Genomic DNA, 22,880 nt, shown 5'->3' with positions numbered 1-22,880 from the left:
GTTGCTGATGCTTGCCGCGGCCGGCGGGCTCGCCGCCTGCGCGGCCGATGGGACGCGGGCGCATACCGCCGGCGATCGTTCGGCCAGCGCCAAGAAGGAAAAGGGCGAGGAGGCGCCCGGCGCGGGCAAGGGGTATAACCACGATCCCTATCCCTCCACCTACCGCGCCTATCCCGGCCGGCCGACGCTCCTCACCAACGTCACCATCTATGATGGCGAGGGGGGCCGCATCGACGGCGGCGCGGTGCTGTTCCGCGACGGCAAGATCGTCGAGGTCGCTCAGTCGACCGCGCCTGCCGACGGCGTGACGGTGATCGACGGCACCGGCAAATGGGTGACACCGGGCGTGATCGACGTCCACAGCCACCTCGGCGACTATCCCTCGCCGGGCGTCGAGGCGCTGTCCGACGGCAACGAGATGTCGGCGCCGGTCACCGCAGAAGTCTGGGCCGAGCACAGCGTTTGGCCGCAGGACCCCGGCTTCGGCCGCGCGCTCGCGAACGGCGGCGTCACCACGCTGCAGATCCTGCCCGGCTCTGCCAACCTTTTCGGCGGCCGCTCGGTGACGGTGAAGAACGTCTACGCGCGCACGATGCAGGGGATGAAGTTCCCCGGCGCCCCCTATGGCCTCAAGATGGCCTGCGGAGAAAACCCCAAGCGCGTCTATGGCAGCAAGGGCCGGATGCCGACGACCCGCATGGGCAATGTCGCGGTCGATCGCGCCACCTGGGCCAAGGCCCGCGCCTATGACCGCAAGTGGGACAAGTACGAGGAGGACGGCGGCGACGCGCCCGATCGCGACCTCGCCATGGACACGCTGCGCGGTGTCCTCGACGGCGAGATTCTCGTCCACAACCACTGCTACCGCGCCGACGAAATGGCCGTCGTCCTCGATATGGCCAAAGAGTTCGGCTACAAGGTCACCGCCTTCCACCACGCGGTGGAGGCCTACAAGATCGCCGATCTGCTGAAGGCGAACGGCACCTGTGCGGCGGTCTGGGCCGACTGGTGGGGCTTCAAGATGGAGGCCTATGACGCGGTCGGCGAGAATCTCGCCATCCTCGATCGCGCCGGTGCCTGCGCGATGATCCATTCGGACGACGAGAACGGCATCCAGCGGCTGAACCAGGAAGTCGCCAAGGTGATGGGCTCGGCGCGCCGCGCCGGCATCGCGGTCACTCCCGAACATGCCTGGACCTGGCTCGCCATCGCGCCCGCGCGTGCGCTCGGCATCGACCAGGTCACCGGCAGCCTGAAGCCCGGCAAGATGGCCGACGTCGTGCTGTGGAACGGCGATCCGTTCAGCGTCTACACCCGCCCCGAGAAGGTGTGGGTCGATGGCGCGCTGCTGTTCGACGCCAATGACAAGCGGCTGCGGCCGGTTTCCGATTTCGAGCTCGGCCAGCCGGGCGAGGGGGATGTGAAGTGAAGCGCCTGATCCATTCCACGGCGGCCGCGCTGCTCGCCACGGCCGCGGCGCTGCCCGCCTCCGCGCAGACGATGGCGATCACCAACGCCAAGCTGGTGGTCGGCACCGGCGCCGGCCCGGTCGATGGCGGCACGGTGGTGGTACGCGACGGCCGCGTCGTCGCCGCCGGTCCCGGCGTGGCGGTGCCCGCCGGCATGCGCACCGTCGATGCCGGCGGCAAATGGGTGACGCCCGGCATCTTCGCCGGCTTCACGCGCATGGGCATCGTCGAGGTCGATGCGGTGCGCGGCACCAACGATGCCAGCGCCGACGAGACGGTGTTCAACGCCGCGCTCGACATCGCCCCTGCGGTGAACCCGCGCACCTCCGCAATCGCGCTCAATCGGGCCGAGGGCGTCACCCGCGCCGTCGTCGCGCCCGAGAATGGCGGCTCGATCTTTGCCGGTCAGGGCGCCGTCATCGATCTCGCCGCGGACATGGACGCGGTCACCCGCCCGCGCGCGTTCCAGTTCATGGAGTGGGGCGAAAGCGGTGCGCGTGCCGCCGGCGGGAGCCGCCCGGCCGCCTTCGCCATGCTGCGCAACGCGCTGTTCGAGGCGCGCGAATATGCCCGCAGCCCCGCGAGCTTCGCCGATCGCGGCAAGGACGCGCTGCTCACCCGCCTCGACGCGCAGGCGCTGGTGCCGGTGATCGAGGGGCGCATGCCGCTGCTCGCCCATGTCGAGCGCGCGTCGGACATCCGCGCGCTGCTCGATCTCAAGCGCGAACTCGGCACCGTCAAGCTCGTGCTGGTCGGCGCCACGGAAGGCTGGACCGTCGCCGCCGACATCGCGGCGGCCGGCGTGCCGGTGATCGCCAGCGCGCTTGCCGACCTGCCGTCCTCCTTCGAGCAACTCGCCGCCACCCAGTCGAACATCGGCCGGCTGAAGGCGGCGGGCGTCCCCGTCGCGATCGGCATGATCAACAACGACGAGGCGCGCCAGGCGCGGCTGGTGAAGCAGTACGCCGGCAACCTCGTGGCGCTCAGCCGCATTCCCGGTGCCGCCGGGCTCGACTGGGGCAGCGCCTTTGCGGCAATCAGCTCGCGTCCTGCCGAGGCGCTGGGCATGGGCGGCGAGTTCGGCTCGCTCCAGCCCGGCCGCCGCGGCGACGTGGTGATCTGGGATGGCGATCCGCTGGAGATCGGCTCGATGCCGACACAGGTGTTCGTCGACGGGGTCGAGCAGCCGCTCGTCCACCGCCAGCAGCGGTTGCGCGACCGCTACCTCGATCCCACCGGGGGCGCGTTGCCCAAGGCATATCAATACTGACCCTTCGTGCCGCCCGCGGGAACCGCGCGGGCGGCACGCGCTTTGTCAGGAGAGCCGCCGCCCGCGGCACCAGAGGAGGTCTATTCCGATGCGCTTTCCGACCCTGATCGTTCCCGCGCTCGCCCTGGCGCTCACCGCATGCGGCGGCAACAGCGAGCCCCAGCCGAACGCTGCCGACAATGGCGCGACGGCCGAGGCCACCCAGCAGCTGGACGCCAAGGTCGCCGCACTTTCGGAAGGACAGCGCAACGGCGTGTTCATCCGCGCGATCCGCGACGCAGGGCTGCCGTGCCAAGGCGTCACCGCCTCCGAACGCTCGGGCGATGCCCAGGCGACCTGGACCGCCACCTGCACCGACGGCTCCAAGCACATCATCGCTTTCACCCCCGACGGGATGGCCAAGGTCACCAGCATGACGCGCAAGTGAGCGCGCCCGACGGGTGACTTACCGGTGCGGCGCGGCTAGGGGCGATCCCATGGCCGCGCCGCCCTCCCGTCCCGGAAATCCGCCGAGTCTGATGGCGCGGGCGCTCTCGGCAGCGCGGGCGAAGGCGGCCGCGCCCCGCCGCGAGCACCCTCTCGCTGCCGAAGCCCCGCGTGTGCGGTCCCGGGCGACTAGGACCGCATCCTCGGATCGCGTCGTCGCCAAGGATCTCCGCTGGCCGGGCGCCCTGGCGCTGCTGCTGGCGCTCGGCCCCGCGCTGACCTGGGCCTGTGCCGCCGTCCTCGAACACCGCGCCCGCGCCGACGTCGCGGCCCTCGCACCCGCCGCCGAGCCGTTGCTCGCCCGCGCCCGCGCCGCTGCCGGGACTCGCGCCGCCTGGGCGCCACAGGTTGAACGGCCGACGCTGGGCAGCACCCTGGAGCGTATGGCAACGACGCTTCCTGCCGAGGACCGCTTGGCACGGGTATCGAGCGACCCCGACGGTACGCTGGAGGTCGCGATCCTCACCGCCGATCCCGACGCGCTTCGCGACGCCCTGCGCCGGGAGCCGGTGCTGGCGCAACTGCGGGAGGCGGGGCAGCAGCGCGACGAAGCGGTCATGCGCGTGACCCTGCGGGGGCGTCCGCAATGACCACGCGGCTCTGGGCAGCGGCGGTCGTGGCGGGGCTCCTGATGGCGGCGGCGTTCTGCATCCCGATGGCGGCGACGCTCGATCGCCTGGCGGATGCGCGAGAGACCCGCAGCCGCTTGGCCGTCGCGCTCCACGCACCGCCGCCCCCGGCGCCGATCGCGCCCGAGTTAGCGCTCGCCGCGCCCGATCGTGCGACCGCCACGCGCCGGGCGGCCGGCCAGCTGCGCGCCGCTGCCACCGCCGCCGGCCTGCTGGTCGAGGGGATCGCCCCTGCCGCTGCCCCGCCGCCCGGCCTGGTCCTGCTCGACCTGCGCCTCTCGGGTCCGGAAAAAGCGGTACTCGCCTTTGCCGACCGCGCCGAACGCGGCCGTCCGCTCGCCCGCTTCGCCCGCTGGCGCGTGGAGGCCGGGGAGGGCGGCAGCATCCGTCTCGACGCCCAATTGATGATGCCATGGCGCGGCTGAGCCCCCGCTGGCTGCTGCTGCCGGCCGCGCTGCTTGCCGGCGCGATGCCGGCGCTGCTGCTGACGCCGCCCCGCGCATCGGAGGCGCCGCAGGGCGCCTTTCCGCCGCTCGCCGCGCCGCCGGAAGCGCCGCCGCTCGCCGCCGCCTTCACCCGCCCGCTGTTCGCGGCCGGCGGGCAAGAGGCGCCGGCTGCCGAGGATGCGCCCGCGCTGGTGGGTGTGGTCGGGCGGCTGATGCACGATGCGGTCGCGCTCGTCCGCACCGCCGACGGGAGCACGCGCACGCTTGCGCCGGGCGAGAGCGTCGACGGCTGGCGGCTCGAATCCCTCGCCGCCGACGCCGCCTATTTCACCCGCGGCGGCCAGCGTGCGCGGGTGCCGATGCCGGGCGAAGACCCGCCTCAGTAGATCCCGTCGATCTCCACCGACAGCCGCGGCCGCGGCGGATCGAGCAACAGGCTGCGCTTCTCGCCCAGTTGCGCCTCGTCGCCGCGCAGCCGGTCGTAGCGCGCCTGCGTCTCCGCCGCTGCCGCCGTGCCGTCGCGCAGGATCGTCGGCTTCAGGAAAATGAACAGCGTGCGCTTGACGCGCTGTTCCTGGCGGCTCTTGAACAGCTCGCCGAGCACCGGGATGTCGCCCAGGATCGGCACCTGGCTCTTCAGCCGGTTGTAGTCGTCCGCGGTCAGGCCCCCCAGCACGATGGTCTGGCCGTTCTCCGCCAGCACGGTCGTGTTGATCATGCGCTTGTTGGTGATGATGTCGGACGCGGCCTGCAGCTGCGTGGGCGAGATCGAGGAGGCTTCCTGCGCCACCTCCAGCCGGATCGTGTCGCCGGCATTGATCCGCGGCAGCACCCGCAGCGTGATGCCGACGTCTCGCCGCTCGATCGAGGTATAGGGGTTGGCGTTGGTCGTGTCGGTCAGGATCGACCCGGTGATGAACGGCACTTCCTGCGCCACCACGATCTCGCCCATCTTGTTGTCGAGCGTGGTGATCTGCGGGGTGGAGAGCAGGTTCGCCTTGGAGGACGTGCCCAGCGCCTGCACCAGGATCGAGAAGTCGTTGCCGATGCCGATGTTGGCGGTGAGGCCTTCGCCGAGCAGCCGGCCCGCGGGCACGCCCAGCGTCTGCAGGATCGCCGAAAGCGGCGTTATGTTGCCGGGCCCGCTAAATGAAGTGCCGGCGCCGGTTACCGACGTCAGCGCGGCGCCGCTGGTGCCTAGCTGAATTGCCAGCCGTTCGGCGTCATCGCCAACGATCTCGGCGATCGCCGCCTCGATCAGCACCTGCGGGCGCCGCACGTCCAAGTCGGGGATCAGCCGGTCGATCTGCGCCACCGCCGTCGGCGTGCCGCGCACCACCAGCGCGTTGATGTCCGGGGCCGGCTGCACCGTCAGGTCGGGTGTCGAAAAGCCCTGCGGGGTCGGCGCCTGCTCGCCCATCGCGCCGCCGCTGCTGCCGCCGGACAGGCCGGCCGTGGTGCTCCCTGCCGCTGCTGCCTGTGCGGCGGCGTTGCCGCTGATCAGGCTCGACAGCGCCGCCGTCGGGCTCTGCGCACCGCTGCCGGCGCGCGGGCGGGAGGAGAGGCTGCGCGCGACCGGATTGGACGCGCTGGCCTCCTGGCCCAGGATGCCGCGCAGCACCTCGGTCACCGCCTCGGCATCGGCGTGGTTCAGCCGGAAGACGCGCGTGACCGGCGTGGCGCCGCCCGGTGCATCGAGCGCGTGTGCGATCCGCCGCGCCTCCGCCACGGCCGCCGGGGTGCCGCGCACCACGATGGTGTTGCTCCGCGGATCGGCCGCCACGCGCGCGCCGGTGCCGCCGGCGGCATCGCCCAGCACGCCCTGCATCGCCTGCGCGACATCGCTGGCATTGCCGTTCTGCAAGGGGATGGTCGCAAAGCTCGAACCGCCGCCGCCGTCCAGCGAGCGTGCCAGCGCCTCGATCCGCGCGACATTGTCGGCATAGTCGGTGACGACGATCGCATTCGGCGCCGAAAGCGGCTCCACGCTGCCGAAGCTCGCGACCAGCGGACGGACGATGCGCGCGGCGTCCGCCGAGGGAACGTTCGCCAGCCGGACCATGCGCGTCACCAGCGCCTGGCCGCCGCCGCCGCGCACCCCGCCGTCGCGCACCGCATTGGCCGCCGGCACGATCCGCCACGCGCCGCCCGATCGCACCGCGGCAAAGCCGTTGGCGCGCAGCACCGACTGGAACAGCTCCCACACGCCGGCCGGGGACAGCGGTTCCGCCGACGTGACGGTGACCTGGCCCTTCACGGTTGGGTCCAGGATCAGCGTGCGCCCGGTCAGCCGGCTGATCTGCTCGGCGACGTCGGCGATTTCCACGCCGCGCATGTTGACGACGATGTCGCCCGCGGGCGCGGTCTGCGCGGCGAGCGGCTGGAGCGCGGTCGCGGCGAGGCAGAGCGCAAGGAGAGGAATACGGATCGGATGCGGCACGATGCTTTGACCTAACGGATCGGTATGGTGACGGTAATCGGCTTGCCGTCGCGAAGGATGGTGACCTGGGCCGGGCCGGTGCCGGCACCGGCAAGCGCGGCGTCGGCCGCTGCCGGGTCGCTGAGCGCGACGCCGTTGATCGACTGGACGACGTCGCCCGCCCGCATGCCCGGCGGCGCGTTCGCGCCGATCGCATAGCCGCCGGGGACCTGGGTCGCGCCCAACCGGTCGATCAGCGCGGAGGCCGCGGGCAGCGGCGCCGCGGGAGGCGCGGGCTGCGGCGTGGAGGACATTGGCGCGGAGCCGGGAGCGGCAGCGGCGGTACCGCCGCCCGGTTGCGCAGCCGCACCCGTCAGCACCGAAGGATCGGGGAAGCCCAGATATTCGATGCGGCCGCCGTTGTTCAGCAGGATGCGATCGCGCTGGATGCCCTCGATCCTCAAGCCCGCCAGCGTGTCGCCGACGTGATAGGCGCGCGCCGGCTCGGAGCCGGTGGCCACGAACGCCACCGCCTGCTCGGCCGGGACGGTGAAGATCAGCCCCTTCAGTTCGGCCTGGATGCCCGTCTTCTGCGTAGGCTCGCCTACTGTCGCCTGGCCGAACGGAGCCCAGCCGAGCAGCGGCCCCAGGTCGCTGACGGCGGACGGGCGCGCGCGCCCTTCGCTCGGCACCGTCACCGCGCCGGTGCCGGCATGCCCTGCCATGCGCCACACCAGGCCGGCCAGCGCGAACGCCACGGATATGAACGCCAGCGCGATCGCCAGGTCGAGCGTCCGGCGTTTCTGGCGCGGCGTCAGCGCGGGCGGCATCCTCATGATCCGCGTCCTTCCAGGAAGCCGTCGAGCTGCGCAAGCGGCCTTTCCTCGCCCGCTGCCGAGACGGCGATGCGCACCCGGTCGAGCGCGGGATCGTCGGTCCCGCGCCGCGCGACTGCCACCTGCCAGCGGCGGCCCAGCATCTCCACGTCGCGCGCATCCGCCTCGGGCGCGCCGACCTCCAGCTCCGCCAGCCGGTTCTCGGCAATCAGCATGGCGATCGTGCGCCGCTCGATCCCGCGGGTCGAATCGATGTGCTGTTCGACCGCGCCGATCAGCCCGACGGTCGCGATTGCCAGCACTGCGAGCGCGACCAGCGCCTCGATCAGCGAAAATCCTCCCTCGGCCGGATGCGCCGTCATGCTGCCGCCGCCTTTTCGGGGTCGGCGGGCGCGTGCACGGCCTCTGCCGTCATCCCGTCATAGGTGACGATCCAGCGATCCCCGCCCGCGCTGATCTCGGCGGTCAGCGGCTGGCCGGTGCCATCGACGCCCAGCAGCACCGGCGGCCGTGCCGACAGCGCCATCACCATGCCGCCCGGCAGCGGGTGGAATGCCATGCCGGCGCCCGCGCGCGGCGTCCAACCACCCTTGGCGTTCAGGGTCGCAAAGCCATAGCCATGCTCGCCTGCGGTAAAGGCGATCGCGCGATCCCCCAGCATCGCGTCGTCCGCCGCCGCCTGCAGCTGGGTGGCAAGCCGCCGGGCTTCGGTCTCGACGGTGGGCGCGCGCGTCGCAGCCCCGATGCCGAGCGTGACGGCGCCAGCCGCCACCCCCAGGATGGCGAGCACCACCAGCATCTCGACCAGCGTCATGCCGGCCTCGCCGGCGCGCCGCTTGCCTTCCTGCGCAGGCGCAGGGTTCCGCACGCATCCGCGCGTGGAGACGGCCGGAATGGTGCCCGCAACCCGGGCGGGCGGCATCATGTCAGGGACGCTTGCCGTCGATGTCGGCGTCCAGATCCTCGCCGCCGGGCTTTCCGTCCTTGCCGAGCGACTTCAGCTCGAAGCTGCCGCTGCCGGTCGAGCTATAGGCATAGCGGTTGCCCCACGGATCCACCGGCATGTCGGAGAGATAGCCGCCCGGCGCCCAGCTGCTCGGGACCGGCGGGGTGCTCGGCCGCTCCACCAGCGCCTTCAGCCCCTGCTGCGTCGTCGGATAGTCGCCATTGTCGAGCCGATACATCTTGAGCGCCGCGGAGATGCTCTTGATGTCGGTGTTGGCGGTGGTGACACGCGCCTGGTCCGGGCGGCTGATGACGTTGGGGACGATCAGGGCCGCGACGATCGCGATGATCGCGAGCACCACGATCATCTCGACCAGCGTCAGGCCCGCCTGCGAGGCGGGGACGGCACGCACGCGCGGCTTGCGGCTTTTCGTCCGGGCTGCCACGGTGCCCGTCACGCTGTCATGAAACTGTTGTGAAAAGATGCGCATCCCGGCCCCATGCGTTCGCCTGATGACTCAAATATGACTGTCCCGCCGGCCGGCCCCGCTGCCGGCGTGTGGACGCTCGAGGGCGAACGCCCGATCATAGCCGATGCGGAGGGGCCCGCAACCTTGCTGGTGCCTTCCGAGCGTCTGCTGCTGCTCGCCGTCGACCTGCCGCTCGCCACGCGTGCTCAGCGGTTGGAAGCACTGCCCTTCGCGGTCGAGGATCGCATCGCCGACCCGCTCGATTCGGTGCACCTGGCGATCGGGGAGATGCTGGCGCCGCAGCGCTATCTGGTTGCGGTCGTGCGGCACAGCGTCATGGCCGAGTGGGTCACATTGGCGGACGTGAACGGCTTGGGCGATGCGGCGCTGGTGCCCGATGCGCTGTCGCTGCCGCGTCCGGCCGAGGGCGCGTGGAACGTCGCGCAGCGCGAAGGCCGTGCGGTCGTGCGGGCAGGGGACGGCACCGGCTTTGCGGTGCCCGCCGCGCTGCTGCCGGCCGCCTGGCAAGCCGCCGCCCGGCCCGAGGTCACGGCGTTCGGCGATCCGCTCGCCCAGCCGATCGTCGCGCAGGCGGCGGTGCCGCAGCCGCTCGGCATGACGCTCGCGGTGCCGGCGCTCGATCTGCGCCAGGGCCGCTATGCACGCCGCCGCACCGGATCGGCGTTCGTGCGCAAGCTCGCGATGGTCGGGCTCGCCGCGCTGGTCGCGCACGGCGTCATCGCCGCCGCCGATACGCTGATGCTGCGTGCGATCGCCGACCGGCGCGAGGCGGAGACGCGGACCCTGCTCGCCACCGCCGCACCCGATCTCGCCCAGGCGGAGGACCTGCCCGGCAGCATCACCGATCGGCTCCCGCGCGCCACCGGCGACAACCGCTTCGTTCCCGCACTCGCCCGCGTCTCGGCAGCGCTCGCCCCCATGGGGCCCGCTATCGTCGTGCGCTCGATGCAGTGGAGCGGCAACCAGCTGGTGGTGGATCTCGACGCGGGCGAAGTGGGCGCCGCCGACCGGCTTCGTGCGGCACTCAGCGGTGCCCGGATCGACGCGACCGTCACCCCCGATCCCGCGGGCGGCATCCGCGTGACGGCGGCCGGCGCATGATCGTGCGGCTGCCCGGACGTTCGCGGCTGGAGGCGGGGCTCGCCCGCTTCGACGCGTGGTGGAGCAATCTCAGCCAGCGGGAACGCAGATTGGTCGGCAGCCTCGCAGTGCTGCTGGTGCTGCTGGTCGCCGTCTATGGCGTGGTGAAGCCCATCCAGGCCGCGCGCGCCGATGCCCGCGCCGACATCCGCCAGTTCGAGACGCTGAACGCCCGCATCCGCGCGGCCGGCACGCTGCCGCCGGTGCAGCCGCTCGCCGCCGGCCCGCCCGATGCCGCGATCGCCGCCGCCGCCGGTCGCGCCGGGCTCTCCGTCCAGACGGTGCCGATGGTCACCGGCGGCTATCGCGTCACCGTCGCCGACGGCGCCTATGACGGCGTGATCCGCTGGATCGACGACGTCGCGCGCACCACCACGCTCGGCATTCGCCAGGTGTCGATCGTGCGCGGCACCGCCCCCGGCCACGTCTCGGCCACCGTGGAGTTCGGCGCATGACCGACACGCTGCTCCTGATCGAGGACGCGCCTGCCGAGCGGCTCCCCTATGGCTATGCTCGCCGCGCCGGCGTGCTGCTGCGGCCGGGGAGCGCGGGCGTCGAGTGCCTCCACCGCACCAGCGCGCCGCTCGACGCGCTGCTGGAGGTGCAGCGCATCGCGCCCGGCGTCCCGTTCGTGCCCGTCGCCGACGACGCGTTCGAAACCGCGCTCGCCCAGGCCTATGGCGGCAGCAGTGCCACGACCGCCGCCGACATCGAGCTTGCGGAGCAGGACCTGGCGGCCCTCGCCGACAGCGCGGCGTCGGTCGACGATCTCCTCGACAGCCGCGACGATTCGCCGGTCATCCGCCTCATCAACGCGCTGCTGCTCGAAGCGGTGAAGGAGCGCGCGTCGGACGTGCATGTCGAGACGCAGGAAAAGCGCCTCGTCGTCCGCTTCCGCATCGACGGCGTGCTGCGCGACATCGTCGAGCCGCAGCGTGCGCTCGCGCCGCTGCTGGTCAGCCGCATCAAGGTGATGGCCAAGCTCGACATCGCCGAAAAGCGCGTGCCCCAGGACGGCCGCGTGACGCTGCGCATCGGTGGCCACGACGTCGATGCGCGCGTCTCGACCATCCCGACCCAGCATGGCGAGCGCGTGGTGCTGCGCCTTCTGGAACGCGGCGGGCTGCGTCTCGACCTGCCGAGTCTGGGCATGTCGGACCGTGACGTCACCGTCTTCACCCGCCTGCTCGAACGCCCGCACGGCATGCTGCTCGTCACCGGCCCGACCGGCTCGGGCAAGACGACGACGCTCTACACCGCGCTCACCCGCCTCAATGACCGCCGCCGCAACATCATGACGGTCGAGGACCCGATTGAATATGAGCTGCCCGGCATCGGCCAGACCCAGGTCAACCCGCGCACCGACCTCACCTTCGCCCGCGGCCTGCGCGCTATCCTGCGCCAGGACCCCGACGTCATCATGGTCGGCGAGATCCGCGACCAGGAGACCGCCCAGGTGGCCGTCCGCTCGTCGATGACCGGCCACTTCGTGCTGTCGACGCTGCACACCAACTCCGCGGTCGGCTCCGTCACGCGGCTGATCGACATGGGCGTCGAGCGCTATCTGCTGGCACCGATGGTCGTGGGCCTGGTCGCGCAGCGGCTCGTCCGCAAGCTCTGCCCCGAATGCCGGCGCGAGGATGTGGCGGGAGAGGGCGACGTGCTGCTGATGGGCGGCGCAATTCAAGCCGGCGAACCGCTGTGGCGGGCGAACGGCTGCGACGCCTGTCACGGCGACGGCTACACCGGCCGCGCCGGCCTCTACGAAGTGGTCGCGGTGGACGACGCCTTCCAGGCGCTGATCCACGACGGCGCTTCCGAAGCCGAACTCGAGCGGGCCGCCCGCCGCGACAACCCCTCCATGCTCGATGACGGCGCCTCCAAGGTCCGCGCCGGCATTACCACGGTCGAGGAAGTCGCCCGCGTCGTCCGCGACGAGGGCTGAGGGGTCCACTCTGATTGTGCTCCTGCGCAGGCAGGAGCCCAGGGCCAAGCAGCGCAACGCCCGTAACCCTGGGCTCCTGCTTTCGCAGGAGCACGAATCTCAGGGCGCGGGTGCCTCCCGCTCCAGCGTCGGCAGCGCCGGTGCGCCGCTGGCATCGAACGTCACCCGCTGGATGTGCGGCGCGCGCTTGCCCGTGCAGCCCATCTCGGCGGCGGTGTTGGCGTGGTAGACCATCCAGGTCGCCCCATCCTTGCCCGTGAAGAAGCCGTTGTGCCCGGGCGCGTACACCCCGGCCGAGGGCGTGGTCTTCAAGATCGGCTCCGGCGCCTTGGTCCAGGACGACGCCTTCAGCGGATCCGCACCGGCGGGCGCACGCAGCAGCCCCACCGCATAGCCATCCGACCAGCAGGCGCTGCCCGAATAGGCGAGGAACAGGTCGCCCTTTGGCCCCTTCAGGAACGCTGGCCCCTCCAGGATCTGCCGCCCGCCCTGCCGTTCCCACGCGCGGTCCGGCCGCGCGAGGATCGTCTCCGGCCCCGTCACCGTCCACGGGTTCGTCATGGCGACGATCGCCAGGTCGCTCTCGCTTCCGACATAAGGCGAATAGACGAAATAGCGCTTGCCGCGATGCTCGAAGGTGGTGCCGTCGATCCCCGGCCGCGCGGTCGCGACGCGTCCGCGGTCGATCCACGTGCCCGTCAGCGGGTCGGCACTCGCATTCTCCAGCACGAACACGCCGCGGTGCGCGTCGTCGTCATGCCCGGCGGCCGCGGCCGTATAATAGATGTACCATTTGCCCTCGATGCGATGCAGCTCGGGCGCCCAGATCGACTGGGCATTGGGGCCGGTCACCGGCGGCCGCCATACCACCGTTTCCTTCGCCTCAGCCAGCCGGGAAAGGTCGCGCGTCGCCCGGATCGCCAGCCGGTCGCCCAGCGTCGCCATGTAATAATAGGTGTCGCCTTGCCGGACGATCCACGGGTCCGGTCCGCCGGGGAGCAGCGGGTTGATCGCCACTTGCGCCGCCGACCCGCCGGCCGGAGTGCGCGCCACCCCCGCTTCCGACACCAGGGTGGCCGAAGCCAGGGCAGGCAGGATCCACCGGAACGCGCGCATCAACCTCTCTCCTCATATTTATCTGCTGTATGACGGCACTTCGGCGTGATGCTCAAGAGGACAGTGCGCTTGCCCCTGTCCTACGCCGCGCGCCTGTGCTTTCGTGGCCGGCGATGCCTTTCCTCGCTTCCTTGTCCGCTCGCCGCCTGTGTCACGGTGCTGACATGGTTGAGGCAGAAGTGCGTTTGAGCCTCAACTTCCTCAACTTCCGCGCTCCCGAAGGCCTCGCATGACCGCCTATGCCTATCGCGCCGCCGATCGTGGCGGCGCCACCCGCAAGGGGATCATCGAGGCGTCGAGCCCCGCTTCGGCCCGCGCGATGCTGCGCGACCAGTCCCTGTTGCCGCTGTCGGTGGAGGTCGCGGGGGAGAAGCGCGCCTCGCTGGGAACGCTGCGGCTGCCCAGCTTCCGGAGGCGCGGCATCACTCCGCGCCAGCTCGCCACCATCACCCGCCAGATTTCCACCCTGGTCGGCTCCGATGTCTCGATCGAGGAGTCGCTGCGCCTGGTAGCCGGGCAGGCCGAACAGGCCGCGGTGAGCGCGCTGTTGCTCGACGTCCGCTCGGCAATCCTCGACGGCCGCAGCTTCGCCGCGGCTCTCTCGAAGCACCCGCGTGCCTTTCCGGGTTTCTACACCGCCTCCGTCGCGGCCGGCGAACAGTCCGGACGGTTGACGGACGTGCTCAACCACTTGGCCGCCTTCGTCGAGACGCGCCACGCCAACGGGCAGAAGCTCCAGCTCGCGCTGCTCTATCCCGCGCTGCTCGCCGCCGTCTCCTTCGGGATGATGGTGCTGCTGATGGTCTATGTCGTGCCGGACATCGTGCGCGTGTTCGTCTCACGCGGCGCTGAGCTACCCTTCCTCACCCGCGCGCTGATCGCACTGTCGGCCTTCATCCAGAACTACGGCCTCTATGTCGCGGTCGCGGCGCTGGTGCTGGGGCTCGTCGCCGGCCGCTGGGCAAAGGTGCCCGCCAACCGGCTGCGCGTGGACCGGTTCCTGTCCGAACGGCGCCCCTTCCGCCGCTTCAGCCGCCAGCACAATGCCGCGCGCTTCGCCGGCAGCCTCGCGACCCTGGTCGGCAGCGCGGTGCCGCTGGTGGAGGCGCTCCACGCCGCCGCCGCCGTCACCCCCAACCGCTGGGTGCGCGACAAGGCGCTCGGCGTCGCCCATCGCGTCCGCGAGGGACTCAGCCTGCGCGCCGCGATGGCGGAGGCGGAGGCCTTCCCGTCGATGCTGGTCGCGATCGTCGCCTCGGGCGAATCGAGCGGCCGGCTTGCCCCGGCACTGGATCGTGCCGCGACCGAGCTGGAGCGCGAACTCGACGCACTCACCGCCACGCTGGTCGTCCTGGTCGAGCCGCTGGTGCTGCTGCTGATGGGCGGGCTGGTGCTGCTGATGGTGCTCGCGATCCTGCTGCCGATCATCAACCTCAACAATCTGGTGACGATCTGATGTGCCGCCCTACAGCCGGCTCTCGATCGTCACGCCCGGTGGCAACCCGGTGAACGGCAGCACCGCTGCGCCGTCGCTGGTGAGCGTCACCCGATATGCGCCGTCCTCGGCCAGCACCGCCTCCACCAGCGTCTGGCGGCGCTGGGTCTGCGGCGCCAGGCGGACGCGCGTCTCGCGGCCGACGTGCTCGGCGGTCAGGATCATCGCCGGCACCGTGCTTCCCGCGCCTGCCGGCTTTGCCATGCAGCTGCCGGCATCGGATAGGATCGTTGCCTGCGCCTGCTGGTCGCTGCCGCCGGCCACCAGTCGCGGAAGCTCGACCTGCATGGTCATGTCGCAGGTGAAGGGCAGGTCCGGCGCCACCGCCTGGAGCAAGGTTGCGTCGGCCGATCCGCTCACCCGGTCCAGCCGCACCGTGCCCCCCAAGCGAAACAGTGCCTGGCCGCCCAGGTCGGTGTCCGGCCCCGTCGCACGCCAGTCGACCGCAAAGCCCAGGGAAGTGAGCGAGCGGAGCGGCGCCCATTGCCATTCGACCTTGCTGCCTCCAGCGACGCCCACTTCGCCGTTCCAGATCGTGCCCGCGACGCCGCTGCGCCACGGCCGATCGGTCAGCACTGCGCTGGCCGGCAGCGTTGCGATCATGGCGACGGCGAACGAGGCTATGCCCAACCCCGCGAACGCGATAGAGCGCCGCCGTGCCTGAGCTCGCGCCCCTTCCGGAAGTATCGCGGCGGCAGACGCTTCGGCTGCTGCGGTCGACCCTAGTGCTATCGTCTGCGGCATGGGCCGCTGCTCCCTTGCTGGCGGCGCGGAAGGAAACCCGGCCCGTGGCGCTGCTGGTGCCGCTGACCGGCAGCCATGCGGCGCTGGGCCTTAGCATGCAGCAAGCGGCGATGCTTCCGCAATCCGGCGCACCGGCCGAAACGGGCATGCTGCGCGTGTTCGACACCGCCGGCACTCCCGCGGGTGCCGCCGCTGCCGCCCGGCTGGCGTTGAAGGCGAAGGCCGGCATGCTGCTCGGGCCGCTCACCGCGGCGGAGGTGCCGGCGGTGGTGCAGGCGGCCGGCGGGAAGGTGCCGGTGCTCGCCTTCTCCAACGACATGGCGCTGCGCAACAGCGGCGCCTTCCTGTTCGGCATCACCGCGTCGCAGAGCGCCCAGGCGATCCTGCGCTATGCCCGCTCCCGTGGCGTGCGGACCGTGCTGGTGATCGGCGACGGCGGCGCCTGGTCCATCGCCTCGGTCGATGCGGCAAAGGCGATGGAGGCAGAGCTCGGAATGACCGTTCGGACGGTGACGGTCGCCCCCGGCACGCCCTTGCCTGCGGTCGGCGACGCGCCCGATGCGGTCTTGGTGCCGGGTGGCGGTACGACGCTCCTCGCCGCGGCCCGCGCGTTGCGCGATGCCGGCGTGCAACTGCTCGCGACCTTCCAGGGCGTGGACTATCGCCCCGAAGCGCTCGCCGCACTCGAAGGCGCCTGGATCGCCAGCCCCGATCCGGAGGCGTTCGAGGGCTTCGCCGGGGCCTATGCGGCGCGCAATGGCGGCCGCCCAGGCACCATCGCGGCGCTCGCCTATGACGCGGCCGGCATCGCTCGCCAGCTGCGTGCCGCCAATAGCCTCAACCGCGAGGGGCTGCTCGCCGAGAGCGGCTTCCAGTGCGCGACGGGCGCGGTCCGCTTCCGCACCGATGGCAGCTGCGCGCGCAGCTTCGCGATCCTGCTCGCCGGGCGCGACGGCTACTCCAAGGTGGCGGTGAGCCAGGGCGCGTGACTCAGCCCGTCCGGCACGGGGAGGGCGGCTTCACCCTCATCGAGCTGATGATCTCGCTCGGACTGTTCGCGCTGATCGCGGTCGCCGGCGTGACGCTCGTCGACAGCATCCTCTCGGTCCAGGGCCGCACCGAAAAGCGGCTCGACCGCATCGCCGAGGTGCAGCGCGCGATGTTCGTCGTGGCCAGCGACTTCGACCAGCTCGCGCGCGGGCGCGTGCAGGGGGACGGCGGCCGGGTCGCCTTCTCGCGTGCTGCCGGCGGCTTCGGCGGCCCTGCGCTCGCGGTCTCCTACAGCCTCGCCGACGGCGTGTTCGTCCGCACGGTGGACGGCCGGGCACAGCGGGTGCTCGGCGGCGTCCAGTCGGCGCGCTGGCGCTATTTCGACGGCGGCTGGCTCCACTCCTGGCCTCCCGACGAGGCGCGGGTCGACAGCTGGCCACGCGCCGTGGCCGTCGAGCTCGCAGTCTCCGCCCCCAGCGGCATGGCAGGCACCGTCCGCCGCGTCGTCACCCTCCCAATTCCGGCGGCCGAGCCGAAATGAACCGGCGCGCGCCTGACGACGAGGGCATGATCCTCGTCAACGTGCTGATGTTCGTGGCCATCGCCAGCGGCATCGTGCTGCTGCTCATCAGCCGCGAGGAAATCGCGCTCGATCGCGCCATCCGCTCCCGGGAAGCCGCGCGCGCGCTCGCGATCGTGCGCGGCGGCGAGACTTCGGCGCTGGTGGCGCTCCGCCGGGATGCGCGCGACGCGCCGGATGCAGACTATGCGAGCGAGCCCTGGGGGGCGATCGCCGACAGCGACGTGCCGATCGAGGGCGGCCGCTTCGACCTCGCGATCGCGGATGCCGAAGGGCGCTTCAACGTCAACGCCGTCCGCAAGGATGACCTCTCGGCCCAGCTGCTGTTCGCAAAGATCGGCCGCGCGGCCGGCTTCGACGACAACCAGCTCGCCGTCGCGGTCGGGTTGATCCGCGAATACGGCCCGATCAGCGACCTGCGTCCCCTGCGCTACTCCGGGGTACCGTCCGAACTCGCCGACCGGCTCGAGCGGCTGGCGACGGCATTGCCGGGCAGCACGACGATAAATTTGAACGCCGCCTCGCCCGAACTGATGACGGTGCTGTTCGACGATCCCGTCGTGGCCGAGCGGCTGGTGGCGACCCGCACCCGCCAGGGCTTCCTGTCGCTCCAGGACTTGGCCGACGAAGGCGTGACCATGCCGCCGGGCGCCAGCCTTCGCTCCAACACCTTCTGGGTGCGCACCCGTGCCACGGTGGGCGGCACCGCGCAGCAAGGCGCCACCCTGATCCAGCGCCGCGCGGGCGAGGAGGGCCCGGTGGTGGTGCCGGTCGCCCGCTGGCGCAACGCCGCGGTTCCGCCCGAGGCGCCGGCGTTCGTGGCGCCCCGCAAGCCAGCTGCCTAGAAGATCGAGATCAGCGCGACGCCCAGGATCATCAGCACCGCGCCGGCGATGCGACCGAAGCCCGCCTGGTGCACCTCGAACCCCATCCAGCCGAAATGGTCGAGCACCAGTGCCGCGACCGTGGAGGCGGTGACGATCAGCGCCACGAACAGCCCCGCCCCCAGCCGGGGGGAGGCATAGACGGTCGCCAGCACGAATACGATGCCGAGAACGCCCCCGGTCCACGACCACCACGGCGCCTGCGCGATCGCTTGGCCGCTCGGCAGCCGCTCGCCCGCTGCCAGCGACAGCAGCAGCGACACGGACAGCGTCACCACCGAGACGATCGAGACCGTCCAAAGCTGCGTGCCCAGCGCTTTTTGCAGGGCATTGTTGGTGCCCGATTGGAGCGCGCTGGTGATGCCGGCGCCGGCCGCGAACAGGATGAAGAGCAGGTACACGCCCTTACCCCTGCCGCAGACAGGGGAGGGCGGGCACGGCGCTGGGTTCGGGCAATCGGCTTCTCCCTCGGATCGTTCGCCAGCAACCACCGGCAGCGGCAAATGATCCGAGGAGGCGAACCCGCCTTAGTGAATGGCCTCGCCCAGCATCAGTGCGCGGACATAGCGCACCGGCGGGGATCCGTGGGCCAGCACCGCGTCGTTGTAGCGCTTCAGGTCGAACGCCGCGCCCTCGCGCTTCTCGACGGCCGCGCGCAGTTCCAGATGCTCCGAATAGCCGACGAAATAGCTCAGCAGTTGGGTGGAGGAGAGGCGCGCGCGCGTCCACTTGCCCGCGGCCTCACGCTCCTGCTGGAATGCGCCCTCCATCATCAGCTGCATGGCCTGCGCCTCGGTCATCCCCTCGGTGTGGATGCCGATGTCGAGCAGCGTGTTGGTGATCGAGCGCAGCCGCATCTTGAGGACGGTCAGCTTGAACAGCGGATCGCCGTTCAGATAGCCCTGGTCCGCCATCATCCCCTCGGCATAGACCGCCCAGCCCTCGATGAACGGCCCGGACGCGAGCACCGCGCGCAGCATCGACGGATACTCGTTGGCGTGCGCGATCTGGAGGTGATGCCCCGGCATCGCCTCATGCACGCTCAGGTCGTGGATCATGTAGTCGTTGTATTCGCGCAGGAAGGACTCCGCCTGCGCGTCGCTCCAGTCCTCGGGGATCGGCGACACGGCAAAGAAGGTGCCGAGCTGCTTTTCGAACGGCCCCGGGCTGTCGCAATAGGCGACGGCCACGCCCTGACGGAACTTCGGCATCTCGATGATCTGGACGGGCGTGTCGGGCACGGTGATGAGGTTCTTGGCGCGCACGAACGCGGTCGCCTGCTGGAGCGTCTTGGTCGCCTCCGCGATCACGCCGCCCCGTGCGGGGTGCTTGGCATAGGTCAGCTCCAGCGCCGCCTCGATCGCCTTCTGCTGCTGGGCGGGCGTAGGGGAGGCGGGGAGCGCCGGCGCGTTCGGCTTGCCCGCCAGCACGGTGCGCGCGATCGCATACATCTCCGCCCGCGCATCCGCCTTGGCCTTGAGCGCCCGCGCCTTGATCTCGGGGCGGGTGAGATCGGTCACCAGCGCAAAGCGCAGCTTCTGGTCGTAGCGCTCGGCGCCGAGCCGGAAGTCTCCCTTCGCCTGCGGCACCAGCACCGTGTCCAGCCACTTCTGCTGGTCGGCGACTGCCGTCTTGAGCGTCGCAAGCGCCGCGTCGAACCGCTTCTGCTCGGCGGCAGGAAGCTCGCCCTTGTGCGGCGCCAGCATGCCTTCTGCGATCTGGAGCACGCCCGAGTTCTGCTGCGCCACGGTCTTGGCGAACACCTCCGGCACGCGTGCGGGTACCAGGCTGGCGCGCATCTGCTGGAACAGCTGCGGCGTCTTCTCCATCCGCGCGATCGCCGCCCGCAGCCGCTGCGGCCACGGCGCAAAGTCGCGCGCGGCGAGCAGGTAGAGTCCCCCGGAGACGGACTCGTTGGCGCCCTGCGGATCCCATTCGTGGGGCTTCAGCGTCTCGATCGTCCACAGCTGGTAAGCAAGCTCGTTGGCGAGCAGCGCCGCATCGACCTGGTTCTCGCGGCTGAGCTTGCTGCGATCGATCCGCTCCAGTGCCGCCTGGGTACGCTTCAGCGCCGCTACCTCGCGCCCACGGCCCGCGGCGGACAGGTCGTCGACCTCTGCATCAAAGCGATGGTCGCCCAGATACGTCGCATAGGTCGGGCGCAGCCGCGCCATCTCGTCCAGGAAGCGCTTGCCCAGCGCCTCGAACGCTTCGTCCTGTGCCGAAGCCGCGGCGGGTGCTGCAGGCTTGGCGACGATCGCGCTGCCGGGCAGCGTCGTCCCGGCCAGGAGCAACAGGGCAAACAGACCAGAGCGCATCGACGACCCCCACAAGTTCCAGTGGTTCGGGTCTATGCAGCGCACCGCCCGGCGGCAAGCGGCGGGATCGGATTAGGCCGGCTTTGCCCGGCCGCTCAGCTCGGCGCCCGCCTGCGGGTCGAAGCGCAGGTTGACCAGCAGTGCCGCCAGCGAGATCGCCGTCACCGTCCAGAATGCGGCGGAGAAGTCGGGGAAGCCAGGGCTCGCCCGGCCGCTCGCGCCCATCGACACGTGCAGCGCGACGCTGGCCGTGCAGATGCCAAGCGACAGCATCAGCTGCTGGAAGGTCGAGTAGAAGCTGGTCGCCGCGCTCATCCGCTCCTTGCCGATCTCGTCATAGGCGATCGTGTTGTAGGCGGTGAACTGGAACGACATCAGGAAGCCCGAGACCACCAGCACTGCGAAGATCGCCGGCAGCGGCCAATCCGGGCGGAACAGGCCGCAGACCGCATAGGCGGCCGTGCCGAGCACGCCCATCACCACCAGGCTGGACCGGAAGCCGAAGCGATGGAGCAGGCGGCGTGCCACGCCCTTCATCCCGAACGACCCGATTGCGGTGGCAACCGTCATCGCGCCGCTCTGCGCGGCCGTGAGGCCGAAGCCCAACTGCATCATCAGCGGCAGGAGGAACGGCTGCGCGCCCTGGGTGATCCGCGCCAGCGAGCCGCCCAGGACGGAAAGCCGGAACGTAGGGATGCGCATCAGCGAAAGGTCGAGGATCGGGTGCTCGGTGCGGCGTGCGTGCAGCACATAGAGCAGGCCGGTCACCGCGCCGACGACGATCAGCGGCACCGCGACACCTGCCCCTTCCGATCGGCTCACCATCTCGAACCCCAGCAGCAGGCAGCCGAGCGCTGCTGCCGACAGGAGGAAGCCGGTTCGGTCGAAGGGCTGCGCTTCCCCCTCGCGAATGTCGGCGATGAACTTGCCAACCAGCACGAAGCCGAGGATGCCGATCGGCAGGTTGAGCCAGAAGATCCACCGCCAGTCGGCATAGGTGACGATGAAGCCGCCCACCGGCGGGCCCAGGATCGGCCCGATCAGCGCCGGCATGATCAGCCACGACATCGCCGATACCATGTCGCGCTTGGCGACGGAGCGCAGCAGCACCAGTCGCCCGACCGGCATCATCATCGCGCCGCCGATGCCCTGCAGGAAGCGCGCGACCGCCATGGTCGGCAGGTTGGGCGCCAGGCCACAGGCAAGCGAGCCCAGCACGAATACCGCGATCGCCCAGCGGAACACGGGCTTGGCACCGAAGCGATCGGCGACGAAGCCAGAGGCCGGGATGAACATCGCCAGCGCGAGCAGATAGGAGGTGAGCGCGATACTCATCTCCGGCGCGCGCACGCCAAAGTCGCGTGCCATCGTGGGCAGCGCTGTCGCGAGCACGGTGGCGTCAAGATTCTCCATGAACATCGCGCAGGCGATGATCAGCGCGACCGTCCGATAGTTGGCGCTCGCCGGCGCGCCGCCCTGTTGGTCGGTGGTCTCGGCGATCCGCTCGCCCGCCGGCACGATGCCGTCGCGCACTTCGGAGTGGACGGAAGCGATGCCGCGGCGCCGCGGGCGAAGGAAGTTGCGCGGATCGAGTCCGTGCGGGAGGTGCAAAGACATGAACCTTCAATTTGGCGCCTGGAGTCCGCGATGCAATGCTGCGGGTGCACAAAGACGCCGCGCGGGCTGCCGCTTGACGCCCGCCATGGCCGTCGCGGTATGTCAAAACCGCGGCTCTCGCGGAGGTTCGGGGGTATTGCAGGGAAGGGGACCAGAATGCGTTACGCGGTCGTTGCGGGTGTCTGCCTTGCTGCTCTGGCGGCTTCAGGGTCGGCGGAAGTGCGCGCCGCTGGTCGACAGGGGTCCAGGACTTCCGCACCGATGGACGCCCTGGCGGAGACCCTGCTCGCGCTCGCCCCGGAGGCGCATGCCGTCGGCACGCCCACGATCACTGCGTTGCGGGCAAAGGCCTCACCGATACGGTGGATCGACGCACCGCCCTCGGCTGAAGAAACGTTTCGAACCATCGGCAAGCTTGCAGGCGGCACCGTTCTTGCGCCCAACGCCGACCTGGTATCGGAACTCACCTTCGAATGGGACGGCCCGCCCGGTCAGCCCTTCGGGTTCAATCCGGTGCAGGCGCTATACTGCTCGCCGATGGTCTCCGAGGGGACGAACTATTTCCTCGTCGCGGCACCGGGCAAGCGGCCGGGCTTCCTTGCCGTCTACGCCTTCGATGCGCCCCTGGCGATCTCGATCGCGAGCTGGTCGTTTCGCTACCGACTGGATGGCCACATCCCCTCGCTTGCGGAGGTGCAGGCAGACGAAGATACCGAGGCGACCACGGATTGCTCGACGGGAACCTTCGGCCCGGTCGAGCAGATCAGCCATGCCGAGGCAGAGGCGTTCGTGCGGAGCAGGGCCTCGGCTATGCAGGGCTCGCGCTAGCGGGCGCGGAAAGCGGGCCGAACGCCGTAGCCCGGCGCCGCCCTCGCCTGGGCGAACGCTCCCCGAAAAGGGGTGTATCATCGATGTCTTGAAAGAAAATGGTCGGGGAAAGAGGATTCGAACCTCCGGCCCCTGCGTCCCGAACACAGTGCTCTACCAGGCTGAGCTATTCCCCGACCGATGCCATCCCAGTCGCTGACCAGGTGGCAGGCGGCGGCTTATATCAGCGATT

General features: G+C 70.8%; 24 protein-coding genes and 1 tRNA gene. 14 read left to right on the top strand and 11 right to left on the bottom strand.

Annotation, left to right across the window (positions count from 1 at the left end; translation table 11 throughout):
• The first annotated feature begins 7 nt into the window (after positions 1-7).
• The 6 genes from MHZ35_RS06380 (at position 8) to MHZ35_RS06355 (ending at position 4,686) form a co-directional block, all read left to right on the top strand.
• Positions 8-1,429: an amidohydrolase gene (locus MHZ35_RS06380; protein ID WP_239434850.1), complete on the top strand. Its 1,422-nt coding sequence runs from the start codon at positions 8-10 to the stop codon at positions 1,427-1,429.
• A complete protein-coding gene (locus tag MHZ35_RS06375; protein ID WP_239434849.1) occupies positions 1,426-2,739 on the top strand; it encodes an amidohydrolase family protein in 1,314 nt (437 codons plus the stop codon). The genes MHZ35_RS06380 and MHZ35_RS06375 overlap by 4 nt, the downstream gene beginning before the upstream one ends.
• Before the next feature lie 88 nt (positions 2,740-2,827).
• A complete protein-coding gene (locus tag MHZ35_RS06370; protein WP_239434848.1) occupies positions 2,828-3,166 on the top strand; it encodes a hypothetical protein in 339 nt (112 codons plus the stop codon).
• A 91-nt stretch (positions 3,167-3,257) separates the two neighbouring features.
• Positions 3,258-3,815 carry a hypothetical protein gene (locus MHZ35_RS06365; RefSeq protein ID WP_239434847.1) on the top strand — a complete coding sequence of 186 codons (558 nt, stop codon included), beginning with the start codon at positions 3,258-3,260 and terminating at the stop codon, positions 3,813-3,815.
• Positions 3,812-4,279 carry a hypothetical protein gene (locus MHZ35_RS06360; RefSeq protein WP_239434846.1) on the top strand — a complete coding sequence of 156 codons (468 nt, stop codon included), beginning with the start codon at positions 3,812-3,814 and terminating at the stop codon, positions 4,277-4,279. The genes MHZ35_RS06365 and MHZ35_RS06360 overlap by 4 nt, the downstream gene beginning before the upstream one ends.
• Entirely contained in the window at positions 4,267-4,686 is a 420-nt protein-coding gene (locus MHZ35_RS06355) for a hypothetical protein (RefSeq protein WP_239434845.1), read from the top strand. Before MHZ35_RS06360 ends, MHZ35_RS06355 begins: the two co-directional genes overlap by 13 nt.
• Here MHZ35_RS06355 and gspD read toward each other — a convergent pair.
• From gspD to gspG, 5 genes are read right to left on the bottom strand one after another with little or no spacing between them, the layout of a single operon-like run.
• A complete protein-coding gene (gene gspD, locus MHZ35_RS06350; protein WP_239434844.1) occupies positions 4,680-6,740 on the bottom strand; it encodes a type II secretion system secretin GspD in 2,061 nt (686 codons plus the stop codon). The two genes, MHZ35_RS06355 and gspD, sit on opposite strands and share 7 nt — an antisense overlap.
• A gap of 11 nt (positions 6,741-6,751) precedes the next feature.
• Positions 6,752-7,555: a type II secretion system protein N gene (locus tag MHZ35_RS06345; RefSeq protein ID WP_239434843.1), complete on the bottom strand. Its 804-nt coding sequence runs from the start codon at positions 7,553-7,555 to the stop codon at positions 6,752-6,754.
• Positions 7,552-7,917, bottom strand: a complete 366-nt coding sequence (gene gspI, locus MHZ35_RS06340) for a type II secretion system minor pseudopilin GspI (protein WP_239434842.1) — start codon at positions 7,915-7,917, stop codon at positions 7,552-7,554. Before gspI ends, MHZ35_RS06345 begins: the two co-directional genes overlap by 4 nt.
• The gene (locus MHZ35_RS06335; protein ID WP_239434841.1) at positions 7,914-8,480 is read right to left on the bottom strand and encodes a prepilin-type N-terminal cleavage/methylation domain-containing protein; all 567 of its coding nucleotides are present in this window, start codon (positions 8,478-8,480) and stop codon (positions 7,914-7,916) included. The genes gspI and MHZ35_RS06335 overlap by 4 nt, the downstream gene beginning before the upstream one ends.
• A 1-nt stretch (position 8,481) precedes the next feature.
• On the bottom strand, positions 8,482-8,991 hold the full coding sequence (gspG, locus tag MHZ35_RS06330) for a type II secretion system major pseudopilin GspG (protein WP_274615690.1): 510 nt from the start codon (positions 8,989-8,991) through the stop codon (positions 8,482-8,484).
• 33 nt (positions 8,992-9,024) lie between these two features.
• Here gspG and gspL point away from each other — a divergent pair, with 33 nt between their 5' ends.
• From gspL to gspE, 3 genes are read left to right on the top strand one after another with little or no spacing between them, the layout of a single operon-like run.
• Positions 9,025-10,092 carry a type II secretion system protein GspL gene (gspL, locus tag MHZ35_RS06325; protein ID WP_239434840.1) on the top strand — a complete coding sequence of 356 codons (1,068 nt, stop codon included), beginning with the start codon at positions 9,025-9,027 and terminating at the stop codon, positions 10,090-10,092.
• Positions 10,089-10,586, top strand: coding sequence for a type II secretion system protein GspM (gene gspM, locus MHZ35_RS06320; RefSeq protein WP_239434839.1), 498 nt, complete (start codon positions 10,089-10,091; stop codon positions 10,584-10,586). Before gspL ends, gspM begins: the two co-directional genes overlap by 4 nt.
• Positions 10,583-12,076 carry a type II secretion system ATPase GspE gene (gspE, locus tag MHZ35_RS06315; RefSeq protein ID WP_239434838.1) on the top strand — a complete coding sequence of 498 codons (1,494 nt, stop codon included), beginning with the start codon at positions 10,583-10,585 and terminating at the stop codon, positions 12,074-12,076. Before gspM ends, gspE begins: the two co-directional genes overlap by 4 nt.
• Before the next feature lie 99 nt (positions 12,077-12,175).
• Here gspE and MHZ35_RS06310 read toward each other — a convergent pair whose 3' ends face one another.
• A complete protein-coding gene (locus MHZ35_RS06310; RefSeq protein WP_239434837.1) occupies positions 12,176-13,192 on the bottom strand; it encodes a glycoside hydrolase family 43 protein in 1,017 nt (338 codons plus the stop codon).
• A 229-nt stretch (positions 13,193-13,421) separates the two neighbouring features.
• Between MHZ35_RS06310 and MHZ35_RS06305 the strand changes: the two genes are divergently transcribed.
• Positions 13,422-14,648: a type II secretion system F family protein gene (locus MHZ35_RS06305; RefSeq protein ID WP_239434836.1), complete on the top strand. Its 1,227-nt coding sequence runs from the start codon at positions 13,422-13,424 to the stop codon at positions 14,646-14,648.
• Positions 14,649-14,657: 9 nt separating this feature from the next.
• Here the strand turns inward: MHZ35_RS06305 and gspN are convergent, their stop codons facing one another.
• Positions 14,658-15,290: a type II secretion system protein N gene (gene gspN / locus MHZ35_RS06300; protein WP_239434835.1), complete on the bottom strand. Its 633-nt coding sequence runs from the start codon at positions 15,288-15,290 to the stop codon at positions 14,658-14,660.
• Between the two features lie 185 nt (positions 15,291-15,475).
• Between gspN and MHZ35_RS06295 the strand changes: the two genes are divergently transcribed.
• The 3 genes from MHZ35_RS06295 to MHZ35_RS06285 are packed head-to-tail and all read left to right on the top strand — an operon-like array spanning position 15,476 to position 17,846.
• On the top strand, positions 15,476-16,420 hold the full coding sequence (locus tag MHZ35_RS06295; RefSeq protein WP_239434834.1) for an ABC transporter substrate-binding protein: 945 nt from the start codon (positions 15,476-15,478) through the stop codon (positions 16,418-16,420).
• The gene (locus MHZ35_RS06290; RefSeq protein ID WP_239434833.1) at positions 16,417-16,962 is read left to right on the top strand and encodes a type II secretion system protein GspJ; all 546 of its coding nucleotides are present in this window, start codon (positions 16,417-16,419) and stop codon (positions 16,960-16,962) included. The genes MHZ35_RS06295 and MHZ35_RS06290 overlap by 4 nt, the downstream gene beginning before the upstream one ends.
• Positions 16,959-17,846: a general secretion pathway protein GspK gene (locus tag MHZ35_RS06285; RefSeq protein ID WP_239434832.1), complete on the top strand. Its 888-nt coding sequence runs from the start codon at positions 16,959-16,961 to the stop codon at positions 17,844-17,846. The genes MHZ35_RS06290 and MHZ35_RS06285 overlap by 4 nt, the downstream gene beginning before the upstream one ends.
• Here MHZ35_RS06285 and MHZ35_RS06280 read toward each other — a convergent pair.
• The 3 genes from MHZ35_RS06280 to MHZ35_RS06270 form a co-directional block, all read right to left on the bottom strand.
• Entirely contained in the window at positions 17,843-18,286 is a 444-nt protein-coding gene (locus tag MHZ35_RS06280; protein ID WP_239434831.1) for a DMT family transporter, read from the bottom strand. The genes MHZ35_RS06285 and MHZ35_RS06280 overlap by 4 nt on opposite strands.
• A 126-nt stretch (positions 18,287-18,412) precedes the next feature.
• The gene (locus tag MHZ35_RS06275; protein ID WP_239434830.1) at positions 18,413-20,203 is read right to left on the bottom strand and encodes a DUF885 domain-containing protein; all 1,791 of its coding nucleotides are present in this window, start codon (positions 20,201-20,203) and stop codon (positions 18,413-18,415) included.
• A 72-nt stretch (positions 20,204-20,275) separates the two neighbouring features.
• A complete protein-coding gene (locus tag MHZ35_RS06270; RefSeq protein WP_239434829.1) occupies positions 20,276-21,820 on the bottom strand; it encodes an MDR family MFS transporter in 1,545 nt (514 codons plus the stop codon).
• A 261-nt stretch (positions 21,821-22,081) separates the two neighbouring features.
• Between MHZ35_RS06270 and MHZ35_RS06265 the strand changes: the two genes are divergently transcribed.
• Positions 22,082-22,648, top strand: a complete 567-nt coding sequence (locus MHZ35_RS06265) for a hypothetical protein (RefSeq protein ID WP_239434828.1) — start codon at positions 22,082-22,084, stop codon at positions 22,646-22,648.
• A 99-nt stretch (positions 22,649-22,747) separates the two neighbouring features.
• Here the strand turns inward: MHZ35_RS06265 and MHZ35_RS06260 are convergent.
• Positions 22,748-22,824 (bottom strand) — tRNA-Pro (locus MHZ35_RS06260).
• Positions 22,825-22,880 lie beyond the last annotated feature (56 nt).

Source organism: Sphingomonas sp. ACRSK, assembly GCF_022346685.1.
Lineage (GTDB): Bacteria > Pseudomonadota > Alphaproteobacteria > Sphingomonadales > Sphingomonadaceae > Sphingomonas > Sphingomonas molluscorum.
This window is presented reverse-complemented; position numbering and strand designations above follow the sequence as displayed.

Excerpts from the sequence above, each read along its gene's own strand:
- MHZ35_RS06380 (WP_239434850.1), top strand. The coding sequence starts at position 8 with ATGCTTGCCGCGGCCGGCGGGCTCGCCGCCTGCGCGGCCGATGGGACG.
- MHZ35_RS06370 (WP_239434848.1), top strand. The coding sequence starts at position 2,828 with ATGCGCTTTCCGACCCTGATCGTTCCCGCGCTCGCCCTGGCGCTCACC.
- MHZ35_RS06365 (WP_239434847.1), top strand. The coding sequence starts at position 3,258 with ATGGCGCGGGCGCTCTCGGCAGCGCGGGCGAAGGCGGCCGCGCCCCGC.
- MHZ35_RS06360 (WP_239434846.1), top strand. The coding sequence starts at position 3,812 with ATGACCACGCGGCTCTGGGCAGCGGCGGTCGTGGCGGGGCTCCTGATG.
- MHZ35_RS06355 (WP_239434845.1), top strand. The coding sequence starts at position 4,267 with ATGGCGCGGCTGAGCCCCCGCTGGCTGCTGCTGCCGGCCGCGCTGCTT.
- MHZ35_RS06345 (WP_239434843.1), bottom strand. The coding sequence starts at position 7,555 with ATGAGGATGCCGCCCGCGCTGACGCCGCGCCAGAAACGCCGGACGCTC.
- gspI (WP_239434842.1), bottom strand. The coding sequence starts at position 7,917 with ATGACGGCGCATCCGGCCGAGGGAGGATTTTCGCTGATCGAGGCGCTG.
- MHZ35_RS06335 (WP_239434841.1), bottom strand. The coding sequence starts at position 8,480 with ATGATGCCGCCCGCCCGGGTTGCGGGCACCATTCCGGCCGTCTCCACG.
- gspG (WP_274615690.1), bottom strand. The coding sequence starts at position 8,991 with ATGCGCATCTTTTCACAACAGTTTCATGACAGCGTGACGGGCACCGTG.
- gspL (WP_239434840.1), top strand. The coding sequence starts at position 9,025 with ATGACTGTCCCGCCGGCCGGCCCCGCTGCCGGCGTGTGGACGCTCGAG.
- gspM (WP_239434839.1), top strand. The coding sequence starts at position 10,089 with ATGATCGTGCGGCTGCCCGGACGTTCGCGGCTGGAGGCGGGGCTCGCC.
- gspE (WP_239434838.1), top strand. The coding sequence starts at position 10,583 with ATGACCGACACGCTGCTCCTGATCGAGGACGCGCCTGCCGAGCGGCTC.
- MHZ35_RS06310 (WP_239434837.1), bottom strand. The coding sequence starts at position 13,192 with ATGCGCGCGTTCCGGTGGATCCTGCCTGCCCTGGCTTCGGCCACCCTG.
- MHZ35_RS06305 (WP_239434836.1), top strand. The coding sequence starts at position 13,422 with ATGACCGCCTATGCCTATCGCGCCGCCGATCGTGGCGGCGCCACCCGC.
- gspN (WP_239434835.1), bottom strand. The coding sequence starts at position 15,290 with ATGATCGCAACGCTGCCGGCCAGCGCAGTGCTGACCGATCGGCCGTGG.
- MHZ35_RS06285 (WP_239434832.1), top strand. The coding sequence starts at position 16,959 with ATGAACCGGCGCGCGCCTGACGACGAGGGCATGATCCTCGTCAACGTG.
- MHZ35_RS06275 (WP_239434830.1), bottom strand. The coding sequence starts at position 20,203 with ATGCGCTCTGGTCTGTTTGCCCTGTTGCTCCTGGCCGGGACGACGCTG.
- MHZ35_RS06270 (WP_239434829.1), bottom strand. The coding sequence starts at position 21,820 with ATGTCTTTGCACCTCCCGCACGGACTCGATCCGCGCAACTTCCTTCGC.
- MHZ35_RS06265 (WP_239434828.1), top strand. The coding sequence starts at position 22,082 with ATGGACGCCCTGGCGGAGACCCTGCTCGCGCTCGCCCCGGAGGCGCAT.